The sequence below is a fragment of the Acidimicrobiia bacterium genome, from assembly GCA_040881685.1.
In the GTDB taxonomy this organism is placed as follows: domain Bacteria; phylum Actinomycetota; class Acidimicrobiia; order IMCC26256; family PALSA-555; genus SHVJ01.
Window position 1 is genome coordinate 19254 of sequence record JBBECS010000017.1, and the last position, 13178, is coordinate 32431.

Here is a 13178-nt window from a genome sequence, read left to right on the forward strand (position 1 = left end):
GCCGCGCCTAGCCTTTCGCTCCGTGCCGACCGTCTTCACGCGCATCATCGAAGGCGAGATCCCAGGAACGTTCGTGTGGCACGACGACGAGTGTGTCGGTTTCCTGTCGATCAACCCCGTCAATCCCGGCCACACGCTCGTGGTGCCACGTGCTGAGGTCGACCATTGGCTCGATCTCGAGCCCGCACTCGCGGCGCACCTCATGACCGTTGCTCAGACCGTCGGCCGGGCCGTGCAGCATGCGTTCTCTCCGCTTCGAGTCGGACTGCTGATCGCGGGACTGGAGGTACCGCACACGCACCTGCACGTGATGCCGATCCATGCCGGGGAGGCCGATCTCCATCTCGACCGCGCCAGCACCGCCACGCCCGACGAGCTGGCTGCCAGCGCCGAGGAGCTCCGCGCCGCGTTGCGCGACGCCGGTGCCACGGGAGTCAGCGAGCTGTAGCAGCGCGTTCCCGGCGCCGACCGACGAACGTGGCCGACCCGAGGATGAACACGCTGGCGAGCAAGACCATCGAGGACAGCACCTGGATCTGCGGCGGGACCGCTCGCAGGGTCGATCCGTAGATGTAGAGCGGGAACGTGACTTCGTTCCCCGCGTTGAACAACGTGATGATGAAGTCGTCGAGCGACAGCGCGAAGCTCAAGAGCGCGGCCGCCATGATCCCGGGGATCATCAGGGGGAACGTGACCTTTGTGAACACACGCACTGGCCCCGCGCCGAGGTCCATCGCCGCATCCTCGAGCGTCCAGTCGAAGCCGCGCAGACGGGCCTTGACACAGAGCGCCACGAAGCTCACGCAGAACATGACGTGGGCGATCACGACGGTTCCGAACCCACGTTGTTGCGGCGCGAACGGGTAGGCCTGCGCGAGGAAGAGGCTCGCCAACGAAGAGCCGAGGACGATCTCGGGTGTCGTCAGCGGCAGCACCAGCAGCAGATTGACGATGGCGCCGCCTTTGAAGCGGTAGCGGGTCAACGCGAGGGCCACGAGCCCACCCAGAACCACGGCCGCCGCGGTGGCGATGGCCGCGATCTCCAGGCTGAGCACGAACGCGTCGACGAGCCCCTGCTCGGCGAAGGGATGCGCCCAGTTGTCGAACGTGAAGCCGTCCCACTCGATGTTGTAGTTGCTCGTCTCGTCGTTGAAGCTGAACGCGACGATCACCGCGATCGGTGCGAAGAGGTAGAGGAGCCCGAGTCCCGCGTAGAAGCTGAGGAGAGAGGAGCCGATTCGCCGCAACCACGGCGGTGGGAAGGACCGCTGCACCTCGACGGGGGCATTGGCCGGAGTGGGGCTCGTGATGGCCGCGCTCATCCCGTGAGGTCCTCCGTGCCGAGCACCCTGGCGTAGATCAGGACCGCAACGGTGATGATCGCCATGAGCACGAACGACAGTGCTGCCGCGGTCGGGTAGTCGAGCTGCACGAGGAACTGGTTCTGCACGACGTTGCCGATCATCAGCGTGGTCGGCGACCCCAGCAGCTCGGCGTTGATGAAGTCGCCGGCGGCGGGGATGAACGTGAGGAGGCTGCCCGCGAACACGCCGGGCAACGACAGTGGCAGCACAACCTTCCGGAACGCTCGTGCCGGCGTGGAGTAGAGGTCGCGGGCCGCGTCCACGAGGCTCCGGTCGATCTTCTCGAGGCTCACGTAGATCGGGAGCACCATGAACGGCAGGAAGTTGTAGGTGAGCCCACCGATCACGGCACCCGGTGTTGCGAGCAGGCGGTCGGAGTCACCCATGAGCCCGAGGCTCTGGAGCAGGTCGACGACCGGTCCATCGTCGAAGAGGATCGTCTGCCAGGCGATGGTCCGGATCAGGTACGTCGTGAAGAACGGCACCACGACGAGCCCGAGCAACAGGTTCTTGTACGCGCCACCGCGAAACGCGATGACGTACGCGAGCGGATAGCCGATCGCGATGCACAGCAGGGTCGCGATGCCCGCGTAGAGGAACGACCGCTGGAAGTGATCGCCCCAGCCGTCGATCGTGCTCGTAACGATGTAGGCGCCGAAGAAGACGCCGACGAGCGCGCCGATCAGCAAGCGTCTGGCGCGCGCGTTCTGCCAGACGCCCCGGCGCACGAAGACGATCCCGACACAAACAGCCAGTGCCACGAGTGTTGCAATGAACGCGATTCGCATCGCGTCCTGGAACTGCGGGCCGAAGGTGTCGAACGCCTCGGAGAAGTTGTCCCACTTCCATTCGAAGTCGAGGTCCGACGGCACGAACCGCTCCGGCTGGTTCGAGAGCGCCGTCCGGAAGAGGAACGCGACGGGAACGAGGAAGAACAGGAGGAGCCAGAGGACCCCGGGACTGAGCAGCCCATACGGCGCGAAGCGACCGCGCTTCCGCGTCGCCCCGACCGCGCCGGCCATCAGCTCAGCACGCGCGGGTCAAGCGCCGGTGATCTCCGCGTACCGCTCGTCCCACTTCTCCTCGTCGTCGGGATCCAGGAGCGGGAACTGCACCAGGCGCTCCAGGACGTCCGCCGGAGGAAAGAAGATCGGATTCTCCGCTGCCTCGGGGTTGATGGCTGCGAGCTCGTCGGTGATGTCGGCAACCGGTGAGTTGTAGGTGGTGTAGTTCGCGACCCGCGCCGCGTTCACGGGGTCGTAGAAGTAGTCGCACCATGCCGCGACCTGCTCCTGGCGCTCGGACGTCGCCACCATGCACATCACGTCAGCCCAGTAGCCGTGACCCCCCTCGTCCGGCACATAGAACCGCAGGTTGGGCTCGGTCTGGGACAGCTGCCCGACATCACCCGACCACGCGACGTTCAGCGCGAAGTCGCCGCTCAAGAGGTCGCGCTGGTAGCTGTTGCCGGTGAACCGCCGGATCTGCCCGCTCTGAGCCGCGTCCTCGAGTCGGTCGAACGCCGGTCGTGCGTCCTCGAACGTGACGCCGTCGGCAATCTCGTCGCGGGTCATCCCCGTCGAGAGCATGGCCAAGGTCATCGAGTCGCGCATCTCGAGCAGCCACCCGACCTTGCCCTCGAACGCCGGGTCGAACAGGTCCTCGACGCTCGTGATCTCGCGCCCGGTGGCCTCGATGTTGTACGCGATGCCGGTGTAGCCGGTCTGCCACGGCACCGTGTACTCACCGGTCGGGTCCCACGCAGGGTTCTGCAGCTCAGGCCTGAGGTTGCCGAGGTTCTCCACGAGATCGAGGGGCATCGGTTGCACGTAGCCGAGCTCGATCAAGCGCGCGGCCATCCAGGTGGTGGGCGTCACGATGTCGAAGCCGATGTGGTCACCCGCCGCGAACTGCTCCTGGTACTTGGCGAAGAACGTGTTGTTGTCGTCGATCCCATCGCTGTACTTCAGCTTGATGCCGGTCTGCTTCGGGAAGTCCTTCTTCGACTTCTTGTCGATGTAGAGGATCCAGTTCAGGACGTCGAGCTTGCCGCCGACGTTGGCGCCGTCGCCGACCGCGGCCCACGCGGACGTGCCGCCGAGCAGGTACGGCGCTGCGGCCAGGCCACCGGCTGCCGCCGCGCCACGCGTGAGGAACTCACGGCGCGAGACGCCACGGCGCTTCGTGTTCATCGAATCATGACTCTTGCTCATGCGTCGCTCCTCGCAAAGTGAACCTGGCCCATCTCTTCGATCTCGCGCGCCTCGCCGGCCACTCGCTTGTCGGCAAGTGGCAGCAGCCGGGCTGCGTCGTCGTCCCAGGTAAGCCACAGCTTGTCGCCGGGGCGCAGCGCGGGAAGATCGTCGTCGGGTCCGATGTGGGCAACGACGTCGGACCCGTCGGCGGCGCGCAGCTCGGTGCGCACGATGGGACCCTGGAACGTGAGCTGCGCGACGGTCGCGGCAAGACGAGCCGCGTCGCCGGCGGGCTCCGCGGTCGAAAGGCGAACTCGTTCCGGACGCAGCATGAGCGTGGCCGTGGAGCCGGCCGTGATCGACGGCCCGCTGAGCATTGCCGGCGAGTGTGTCTCGCCCGGGAGGGTCACCCTCGCGGTCTCGCCGTTCACCGAGTCGACCGTCACCCGCAAGAGGTTGGCGACACCGATGAAGCCCGCCACAAACACCGACCGCGGTGCCCCGTAGATCTCCTCGGGAGTGCCGATCTGCTCGACGTGACCTTCGTTCATGACCGCGATGCGGTCGGACATCGTGAGTGCCTCTTCTTGATCGTGCGTCACGTACACGAACGTGATCCCGACCTCGCGCTGGATGCGCTTGAGCTCGAGCTGCATCGCTTGACGAAGCTTGAGATCGAGCGCGCCGAGCGGCTCGTCGAGCAAGAGCGCACTCGGGTAGTTCACGAGTGCGCGGGCAAGCGCTACGCGCTGCTGTTGCCCGCCCGAGAGCTGCCCAGGCTTGCGGTTCGCGAAGTCGGCGAGTCGCACGATCTCGAGCAGATCCTTGACGCGCTTCGCGATGTCGCCCCGCGCCACGCGACGGCTGCGCGGACCGAACGCCACGTTGTCGAACACGCTCATGTGGGGGAACAGGGCGTAGTGCTGGAAGACCGTGTTGACGTTGCGCTTGTAGGGGGGCACGCGGGAGACGTCCTTGCCTTCGAGCGTGATGCGCCCAGAGGTCGGCTGCTCGAAGCCCGCGATCATCCGCAGCGTCGTCGTCTTTCCGCAGCCAGACGGGCCGAGCATGGAGAAGAATCCCCCCTGGGCGATCGAGAAGTCAGCCTCGTGGACCGCGACGAAACCACCGAAGCGCTTGGAGACCTTCTCGAGCCCGATGACGGTGTCGTCAGCCACGCACCGTTCCCCCTTGGTCGCGCCGCAGACTACCCATGCCTCGCGGCCTGCGCCCGCGCGCGGCAAGGGATTCCTTCGTGAATTGTCGGTGTCGCCACGGATTCCCTTGCACGGGAGCCCTGGACAGGCCCAACATCGTGGCCCAACACGAGAGAGGTCGTGCTCATGGCGAAGCAGAATTTCATCGGTGGCAAGTGGCTCGATGCCAAGAGTGGCGCGACCGACAAGGTCCTCAACCCCGCCACCGGTGAGGTGCTCGACGAGGTGCCGGCAAGCGACGCCGTCGACGTCGACGCCGCGGTCGAGGCAGCTCGTGGCGCGTTCACCGAGTGGTCGGCGACCACGCCACGCCAACGGGCCGAGGCGCTCCTGAAGATCGCCGACGCCATCGAGTCCGACCTCGAGACGATCCAGAGCCTCGAGGTCGACAACGTCGGCAAGCCGGTGTCGATCATCGAGTTCGAGATGGATCTCATGGTCGACAACTGGCGGTTCTTCGCCGGTGCGGCGCGCTGCCTCGATGCCGCGGTCGCCGGCGAGTACATGGAGGAGCACACCTCGTTCCTGCGGCGTGACCCGGTCGGGGTCGTGGCCTCGATCGCGCCGTGGAACTACCCGCTCGGCATGGCGACCTGGAAGATCGGCCCCGCGCTCGCCGCCGGCAACACCGCGGTGCTGAAGCCCTCCGAGCTCACGCCGCTCAGCGCGTTGCGACTCGCCGAGATCACGGCCGACATCCTTTCGCCTGGTGTGCTCAACGTGGTCACCGGACAAGGGGAAACGGCCGGGAACGCGCTCGTGACCCATCCCGACGTGGCCATGGTCTCGCTCACCGGTGATGTCGCGACGGGGAAGCTGATCGCGAAGGCAGCGGCGGACTCTCTCAAGCGCGTCCACCTCGAGCTCGGGGGCAAGGCGCCGGTGATCGTGTTCGATGACGCCGATGTCGAGGCGGTGGTGGCCAACCTGGCCGAGGGCGCGTACTACAACTCCGGTCAGGACTGCACCGCACCGTGCCGCGTGCTGGCAGGGTCCGACGTGCACGACGCCTTCGTGAACGGTCTCACCGACGCAGTGAAGGACATCAAGGTCGGCGATCCCCACGATCCCGACGTGGCCATGGGACCCGTCGTCTCCAGCGATCAACTGGAGCGCGTCACCGGGATGGTCGACCGGGCGCGCGAGAGCGGCGCCGAGGTCACGATCGGTGGGGCAGCACGTTCGGGCGCCGGGTTCTTCTACGAGCCGTCGGTGATCGTCGGCGCGAAGCAGGACGCCGAGATCATCCAGCGCGAGGTATTCGGCCCAGTGGTGACCGTGCAGCGCTTCGCCGACGATGACCAAGCACTCGAATGGGCCAACGGCGTCGACTACGGCCTGGCGGCGAGCGTGTGGACGCGCGACGTCGGTCGGGCCATGAAGATGGCCGCGCGGCTCCAGTTCGGCACGGTGTGGGTCAACGACCACATCCCGATCGTCTCGGAGCTCCCGCACGGCGGGTTCAAGCAGTCGGGCTACGGCAAGGACATGTCCATCTACGCGATCGAGGCCTACACCGAACTCAAGCACGTGATGGTGAAGTGGTGATCGACAAGTTCGCCGACAACGCCGAGCGCATCACGTTCGCCGAGAAGGCGCGCCTGCTCGACCGCACGACCGCCTCGAAGGCATTGTTCGAGCGCGCATCGGAGCACCTGCCGCTCGGCGTGGCGTCGTCGTTCCAGGCCGGCGACCCGTACCCGCTCTACGTCGCCAAGGGCGCGGGCGCTCACGTGTGGGACGTGGATGGCAACGAGTACCTCGACTTCCACGGCGGTTTCGGCTGCAACGTGGTGGGTCACGCACACCCCAAGATCGTCGAGGCGATCGACCGCGCTGCTCGCACCGGCACGCATTTCGCCGCCACCACCGAGGTGACCGTGGCCTTCGCCGAGGAGCTCTGTCGGCGATTCCGGCTCGACAAGGTGCGGCTCGCCAACTCCGGCACCGAAGCGACGATGGACGCAGTGCGGATTGCGCGCGCGGCAACGGGTCGCGACGTCGTTGCCAAGATCGAAGGCTCGTACCACGGGCACCACGACGCGGTGATGTTCTCGGTGGTGCCGAACGCCGACGCGATGGGTGGGCGCGAGCAACCCGCGTCGACACCCATGTCGAAGGGCATCCCCGACGGGATGGCGAAGTGGACGACCGTCGTGCCGTTCAACGACGCCGATGCGGTGGCGCGGCTCTTCTCGGAGCGTGGGAACGAGATCGCCTGTCTCATCATGGAGCCGGTGATGATGAACATCGGCTGCGTGCCGCCCGCGCCCGGCTATCTCGAAGCGGTGCGCGAGCTCTGCACCAAGCACGGCGTGGTGTTCATCTTCGACGAGGTGAAGTCGGGGGCGACGATCGCCGAAGGGGGCGCCATCGAGCGCTACGGAGTGCAGCCCGACCTTGCATGCTTCGCCAAAGCCATCGGCGGCGGCACGCCGGCCGCCGCGTTCGGTGGCAAGGCCGAGATCATGGACGTGATCGAGCACGGCGCGGCACAGCAGGGAACGTTCAACGGCAACCCCCTCGTGGCCGCCGCGGGGCTTGCGGCGCTCACCGAGGTGCTCACGCCCGACGCGTATGACTACCTCGGTGCGCTCGGCACCCGCCTCGCCGAGGGCTGCGCGAAGGCGATCGCCGAGCATGGGCTTCCTGCGCACACCGTCGACCTCGGGGCCAAGGGCTGCATCTCGTACCGAGCCGAGCCCCTCACGAACTACCGCGACTTCCTCGAGACGCGCACCGAGCTCTACGCCGCGTCGTTCCCTTGGGTGGTGAACCGTGGCGTGTTCATGACGCCGGGCGACGAGGAGCAATGGACGATCTCGGTGCAGCACACCGACGCCGACATCGACCGCTACGTGGAGGTCTTCGCCGAGTTCTGCGCCGCCCTCGACGCCTAGTCCCCGTCGGCGAGCACGGCGTCGATCGCCCGGATCGCGTTGGTGACGAGCACTGGGTTGGTGTCGCGGTAATAGGGGATGCCGTAGACGCCGGTGAGCACCCAACCCTTTCCACGCTCCCACGTGGCGTCGTCGACACCGAGCGCGTCGCGGTACGTCTGGCGGTCATCGGACGAGAAGAGGCTCCACCCGATGATCGTCTCGATGGCAGGGTCACCCACGCCGCAGGTGCCCCAGTCGATGGCGGCAGTCAGCGCGCCGTCTCGAGCGAGCAGGTTCAGGTACGCGAGGTCGCCGTGGAACCAGACGGGCGGGCCGTCGTAGTCCGGCGCGGACAGCGCTCGGTCCCACGCCTCGGTGACGGCGTCGGCGTCGACTTCGCCACGGAGGCCATGGATGCCCGTTCGCACCATCTCGTCAAGGTTGCGGACCGGGAGCCCGCGATGGTGCCGCGGTCCGCCGGTCGGATCGATGGCTTGGAGCGCCCGCACGAACGCGGCGAGGTCGAGCGCGGCATCGACCGGATCGTCGAGTCGGTCGAGGGTGGCCAGCTCGCCGGGCAGCCACTGCACGACACTCCACGGGTAGGGAAAGGCCTCTTCCGGCTCGCCGAGTGCGACCGGCAGCGGAACCGCGAGCGGGAGGTGCGGAGCCAGCGCCGGGAGCCACTCTTGCTCCTTGACCACGCAGTCCACTGCCCAGCCAACGCGCGGGAGTCGCATGGCGAGGTCGTCACCCAGTCGGTACATGGCGTTGTCGGTACCGGCCGACAGGACTCGTTCGATGGGGAGCTTTGCCCATTGCGGATGCTGGGACGCGAGCAGACGCCGCCCGAGGTCGGCGTCGGTTTCGAACTCGTCGTCGTGCATCGGCGGTCGTGACATCGGCGTTCACGCGACTCTGTGGGACAGCGAGCGTCAATCGAGTTTCCGCACGCTCATCCCGAAACGTCGCCTGACGCGTCACTCGGTCCCGCCTAGCGGCCGAGCACGGTCTCGAGCCACCAGTCGGCGAACGCCGGCGCGTCGACCGAGCGCACGACGTCTGCCTCGAGGCCTACGTCTGGATCCACGATCGTGTGCGGCACAGCGTCCTGAATGACGACGTGCACCGGGAGCCGCTCGATGGTCACGAACGACTGCTCGACGACGCACGCCACCGCGAGCGGATCGTGCAAGAGGGCGACGACGTCGCCGAGCTTCGCCTCGTCGTATTGCGCCAGCACTTGAGCGCGCCAGTCGTCGATCATGCGTCCCAACACCTGGCAGAGCTCGTCGCCCTGCCGTAGGCGATCGAGGTGGCGCTGGCGCAATGGCAACCTGAACGTCACGTCACACGGGACGTAGAGCGTCGGGAAGCCAGCGTTCAGACTCAGTACCGCGCCCGCCGGGTCGACCACGAGGTTCCAGTCGCGCGCGGCGTCGAACTCCGTACCGTCGAGCAGGACGATCGGCGCGAACGTGCCGCCCATGACGACGAGCCGGTCGATCCGCTCGACGAGCGACGGATCGCGCTCGACTGCAGCGGCGAGATTCGACTGCATCCCGATCGTCGCGACGACCGTGTCGCGCTCGACGTCGCACAGGGCATCCACGCCGCCACGCTCTGACAACGACACTTCGGCGCCGGGTGCGAGCCCTTCTCCTTCGCGTCCCGACCAGTTCTGCTCGTCGCCAGGCACGCGGACGCCCGCCGCGACCTCGACGCCGTCGTGGCCCGCGATGGCCAACAGGCGAGCCGCGATGTGGGCGCGCGCGGTCGTGTCGGCCGAGACGGTCGTCACAGTGCGCAGGTCGATCCCGGGGTGGCGGATCGCGAGCGCCAGAGCGAGCGCATCGTCCACGTCGCTGCCGATGTCGGTGTCGAGCAACAGCGGAACGGGCACGACGCGGCAGCGTAAGGCTCTGCAAGACTCGCCGCCCGCACGAAAAGTGGAGGCAACCCGTGTCGCTGTCGCCCGCCGACGACTATCCGATCCACCAGACCGCGGAGGTGATCCGACACCCGGCCACCTCGGATCGCAACTTCTACGACCGCTACTACTTCATGCTCCACGGCTCGAGCGACGAGTTGATGCTGATCTTCGGCATGGGCCAGTACCCGAACCTCTCAGTGCAGGACGCGTTCGCGCTCGTGCGGATGGACACGATGCACCGGGTCGTGCGCGGTTCAAGGGTGCTCGGACCCGAGCGCACCGACCTCAACGTGGGCCCGTTCCACATCGAGGTGCTCGAGGGACTGAAGCGCGTGCGCTACGTGCTCGACCCGAACGAGCACGGCTTGTCGTTCGACCTCACCTTCACCGGTTCGATGCCAGCCATGCTCGAGGCGCGCCACTACATCCGCCAGTACGAGCGGGTCATGTTCGACACGCAGCGGTTCGCGCAGACCGGTCACTACGAAGGTTCGATCACCGTGGGCGACGAGACGATCGAGGTTACCGGCGCGCGTTGGCAAGGCACGCGTGACCGCTCGTGGGGTGTGCGCCCGGTCGGTGAGCCTGAGCCACCGGGCGTCACCGCGACCGGCGCAGCCGGCCCGGCGATGAGCATGTGGAACTACGACCCGATCATGTTCGACGACCACTCGATCGTCTACATCTGCTCCGAGAAGCCCGACGGCTCACGCGACCTGGAGAACGCCACGCGCGTGTGGAACGACCTCAACAAGCCGAACGAACATCTGGGTCGGCCCGAGCACGACCACGAGTTCATCTCCGGCACGCGCCGGATCAAGCGATCGAAGCTCTCGTTCCCGCACGCGCCGGGTGGCGCGATCGAGATCGAGGTGACGCCGCTCATCAACTCACACATCGGAGTCGGCACCGGATACGCGCCCGAGCCCGACTGGAAGCACGGCATGTACCAGGGCGAGCTCACGGTGCAGGGCGTCGACCTCGACACCGAGAAGGACGCCGAGCGCTTCTGGGGCATCGTCGATTCCGCGGCTCGTTTCGAGACCAACACCGGGAAGGTTGGCTACGGCCTCCACGAGTACATGTTCCTCGGCCCGTTCCCCAAGTACGGCCTCACAGGAATGCTCGACGGCGCGCCCTAAGCACGTTCTCGCCAGCAAGTGACGCTTTGGTCTGATATTTCGACCAAATCGTCACTTGCTCTGGAGGGGGGTCAGCCGTCGGCGCGGCCGGTCAACAGGTCGACGACGCGGTTGGGGGTGAGGGGCTGGCGCGTGGCCTTGATGCCGCGCAGCGCGAGCGCATCGGCGACTGCGTTGAACACGGCGGGCGGCGAACCGATGGCGCCGCCCTCGCCCATCCCCTTGTGCCCGCCGGGCGTGGGTGAACGCGTCTCGATGTGGCCGTACTCGATCTCAGGAACCTCAGCGGCGGTCGGCACGAGGTAGTCCATGAACGTCGTGGTCAGCGGGTTGCCGTCGTCGTCGTACACGAGGTGCTCGTAGAGGACGCCGCCGATGCCCTGCACCACGCCGCCGGCGACCTGACCCTCGACGATCATCGGGTTGATCATCACGCCACAGTCCTCGCTCACCACGTAGCGGAGCACCTCGACGAGGCCGGTGTCCGCGTCAACCTCGACGGTGCACAGGTGACACGCGTTCGACCACGTGACCGGCGGCGCCTGGTACGACACCGTCGCTTCGAGGCTCGGCTTGACATCCGGCGGGAGCTCGGCCGGCGAGTTGAGCGCAACGCGCGCGACCTCGGCGAGCGTCACCCCTTTCGCAGGGGTGCCGCGCACCGCGACCCGACTGTCTTCCATCTCGAGGTCTTCTGGTGCAGCTTCGAGCAGGTGCGCGGCGATCTGGAGCACCTTCTCGCGCACTTCGAGCGACGCTTCGCGCGCCGCGCCGCCCGCGATGACCGCGGTCCGGCTGCCACCGGTGCCGGCACCGAATGGTGACGTGGCGGTATCACCCTGGATGACGACCACGTCGGCGATCTCGACGCCGAGGTACTCGGCGACGACTTGGGTCATCGTCGTCTCCACACCCTGGCCGTGCGAGCCCGTCCCGAGCATCACCGTCACCTTGCCGCTCGGCTGCACACGCACGGTCGCGGTCTCCACGCCGAGGTTGCCGCTGCCCATGCTCGTGGGCTCGGCATACAAGCCGATGCCGATGCCGAGGAGGCGGCCGTCCTCGTCGAAGGCGCGGCGTTGCTCGGCGCGGAACGCGTCGTACCCGATGATCTCGACTGCTTGCTCGAGCGTCTCGGACAGCGTCACGTGGTCGATCGGCATTCCGCTCGGCATCGTGTATGGGAGATCTTCCTGGTGCAGCACGTTGCGCCGACGCAGCTCGAGCGGATCGATACCGAGCTCGCGAGCAACGAGGTCCATCATCTCCTCGCGCGCGACCGACTCGAGCATCCACGGGCCGCGGTACGCACCCCGCCCACAGGTGTTCGTCCAGATCTGGCGTGACCGGAATCCGAGCTCAGGCACCTTGTACGGCCCGGTGAACAACATCGCGGCGAAGACGCCGGTGCCACCGGTGCCTCCCACAGGGAGCGCGCCACAGTCCTCGAGGTGATCCAGGTGTGCGCCGAGGATGTGACCCTCGTCGTCGAGCGCCATCCGCACCGTGATGCGATCGGCGCGTGCGTGGTTCGACGCGATGAGGTTCTCGCGCCGGTCCTCGATCCACTTCACATTCCGGCCGATCTTGTGCGCCGCGGCGATCACCGAGAGCTCGTCGCGTTGCACGAAGTACTTCTGGCCGAAACCGCCACCCACATCGACTCCCCGCACCCGGATGAGCTGCTCGGGAACACCGAGGAAGCGTGCGCACACCTGGCGCACCTCATGAGGGTTCTGCGTGGAGAGCTCGACGTCGAGCTCTCCAGTCGAAGGCTTGTAGCTCGCAACCACGCCGCGCGTCTCCATGGGCACGTTCGTGTGCCGGTGCTGGTGGAGCGTCTCGGTGATGACGTGCGCGGCGGACGCGAACGTCGCTTCGAGATCTGGAGACGGCGGACCGCCGACGTCCGTCGCGACGTTGGAACCGAGCTCGGAGTGAACCAGATCGGTCGCATCGGCCGCGGTTTCGTAGTCGACGATCGGCTCGAGCATCTCGTACTCGACCGCGACGAGCTCGCAGGCGTCCTCGGCCACGTAGCGGTTCTCGGCGACGACGATCGCGACCGGGTCGCCGACGAAGCGCACGTCGTCGCCCGCCAACGGCGTGACCGGAGCGCACGGCCCCGGTGGGTTGCTGGCGGCCGCCCACATCGTGGGCTGCATCGAACCGGTACTCGGGTTGAGGTCGGCGCCGGTGAGCACAGCGAGCACACCGGGAAGGGCTCGGGCTTCCTCCGTATCGATCCGCACGATCCGCGCCCGCGGGAGGTCGCTGCGGACGAAGGCGGCGTGCAGCATGCCGGCCACGTTGACGTCGTCCACATACCGGCCGCGACCGGTGAGCAGACGCGGGTCTTCCACCCGCTTTACCTTCTGCCCCACGAAACGCCCCGCGGTGGTCGAGCTCATGCATTCCCCTTCAGTCGCGGGTGAAACTACCCCG

11 protein-coding genes are annotated in these 13178 nt (G+C 67.2%); 4 read left to right on the forward strand and 7 right to left on the reverse strand.

Annotated elements, in window-relative coordinates:
* The first annotated feature begins 22 nt into the window (after window positions 1–22).
* Window positions 23–448, forward strand: coding sequence for an HIT family protein (locus tag WEE69_04860; protein MEX1144622.1), 426 nt, complete (start codon window positions 23–25; stop codon window positions 446–448).
* Here the strand turns inward: WEE69_04860 and WEE69_04865 are convergent.
* From WEE69_04865 to WEE69_04880, 4 genes are read right to left on the reverse strand one after another with little or no spacing between them, the layout of a single operon-like run.
* Window positions 435–1322, reverse strand: coding sequence for an ABC transporter permease (locus WEE69_04865; GenBank protein ID MEX1144623.1), 888 nt, complete (start codon window positions 1320–1322; stop codon window positions 435–437). The genes WEE69_04860 and WEE69_04865 overlap by 14 nt on opposite strands.
* Window positions 1319–2386, reverse strand: coding sequence for an ABC transporter permease (locus tag WEE69_04870; protein ID MEX1144624.1), 1068 nt, complete (start codon window positions 2384–2386; stop codon window positions 1319–1321). Before WEE69_04870 ends, WEE69_04865 begins: the two co-directional genes overlap by 4 nt.
* Window positions 2387–2404: 18 nt before the next feature.
* Complete coding sequence (locus tag WEE69_04875) at window positions 2405–3577, reverse strand: spermidine/putrescine ABC transporter substrate-binding protein (GenBank protein ID MEX1144625.1); 1173 nt, start codon at window positions 3575–3577, stop codon at window positions 2405–2407.
* Window positions 3574–4737, reverse strand: coding sequence for an ABC transporter ATP-binding protein (locus tag WEE69_04880; GenBank protein ID MEX1144626.1), 1164 nt, complete (start codon window positions 4735–4737; stop codon window positions 3574–3576). The genes WEE69_04875 and WEE69_04880 overlap by 4 nt, the downstream gene beginning before the upstream one ends.
* A gap of 165 nt (window positions 4738–4902) precedes the next feature.
* Here WEE69_04880 and WEE69_04885 point away from each other — a divergent pair, with 165 nt between their 5' ends.
* A complete protein-coding gene (locus tag WEE69_04885) occupies window positions 4903–6324 on the forward strand; it encodes a gamma-aminobutyraldehyde dehydrogenase (GenBank protein ID MEX1144627.1) in 1422 nt (473 codons plus the stop codon).
* Window positions 6321–7676 carry an aspartate aminotransferase family protein gene (locus tag WEE69_04890; protein MEX1144628.1) on the forward strand — a complete coding sequence of 452 codons (1356 nt, stop codon included), beginning with the start codon at window positions 6321–6323 and terminating at the stop codon, window positions 7674–7676. The genes WEE69_04885 and WEE69_04890 overlap by 4 nt, the downstream gene beginning before the upstream one ends.
* Here the strand turns inward: WEE69_04890 and WEE69_04895 are convergent.
* Window positions 7673–8560 carry an aminoglycoside phosphotransferase family protein gene (locus tag WEE69_04895; protein ID MEX1144629.1) on the reverse strand — a complete coding sequence of 296 codons (888 nt, stop codon included), beginning with the start codon at window positions 8558–8560 and terminating at the stop codon, window positions 7673–7675. The genes WEE69_04890 and WEE69_04895 overlap by 4 nt on opposite strands.
* 92 nt (window positions 8561–8652) lie before the next feature.
* Window positions 8653–9561: a nucleoside hydrolase gene (locus WEE69_04900; protein MEX1144630.1), complete on the reverse strand. Its 909-nt coding sequence runs from the start codon at window positions 9559–9561 to the stop codon at window positions 8653–8655.
* A gap of 59 nt (window positions 9562–9620) precedes the next feature.
* On the opposite strand from WEE69_04900, the gene WEE69_04905 reads away from it, so the two are divergent.
* A complete protein-coding gene (locus tag WEE69_04905; GenBank protein ID MEX1144631.1) occupies window positions 9621–10733 on the forward strand; it encodes a hypothetical protein in 1113 nt (370 codons plus the stop codon).
* Window positions 10734–10804: 71 nt separating this feature from the next.
* On the opposite strand, the gene WEE69_04910 is transcribed toward WEE69_04905, so the two are convergent.
* Window positions 10805–13144, reverse strand: a complete 2340-nt coding sequence (locus WEE69_04910; GenBank protein ID MEX1144632.1) for a xanthine dehydrogenase family protein molybdopterin-binding subunit — start codon at window positions 13142–13144, stop codon at window positions 10805–10807.
* Window positions 13145–13178 lie beyond the last annotated feature (34 nt).

Bases quoted from the DNA above. Each gene is read 5' to 3' on its own strand.
- WEE69_04865 (MEX1144623.1), bottom strand. From the start codon at position 1,322: ATGAGCGCGGCCATCACGAGCCCCACTCCGGCCAATGCCCCCGTCGAG.
- WEE69_04870 (MEX1144624.1), bottom strand. From the start codon at position 2,386: ATGGCCGGCGCGGTCGGGGCGACGCGGAAGCGCGGTCGCTTCGCGCCG.
- WEE69_04875 (MEX1144625.1), bottom strand. From the start codon at position 3,577: ATGAGCAAGAGTCATGATTCGATGAACACGAAGCGCCGTGGCGTCTCG.
- WEE69_04885 (MEX1144627.1), top strand. From the start codon at position 4,903: ATGGCGAAGCAGAATTTCATCGGTGGCAAGTGGCTCGATGCCAAGAGT.
- WEE69_04895 (MEX1144629.1), bottom strand. From the start codon at position 8,560: ATGTCACGACCGCCGATGCACGACGACGAGTTCGAAACCGACGCCGAC.
- WEE69_04910 (MEX1144632.1), bottom strand. From the start codon at position 13,144: ATGAGCTCGACCACCGCGGGGCGTTTCGTGGGGCAGAAGGTAAAGCGG.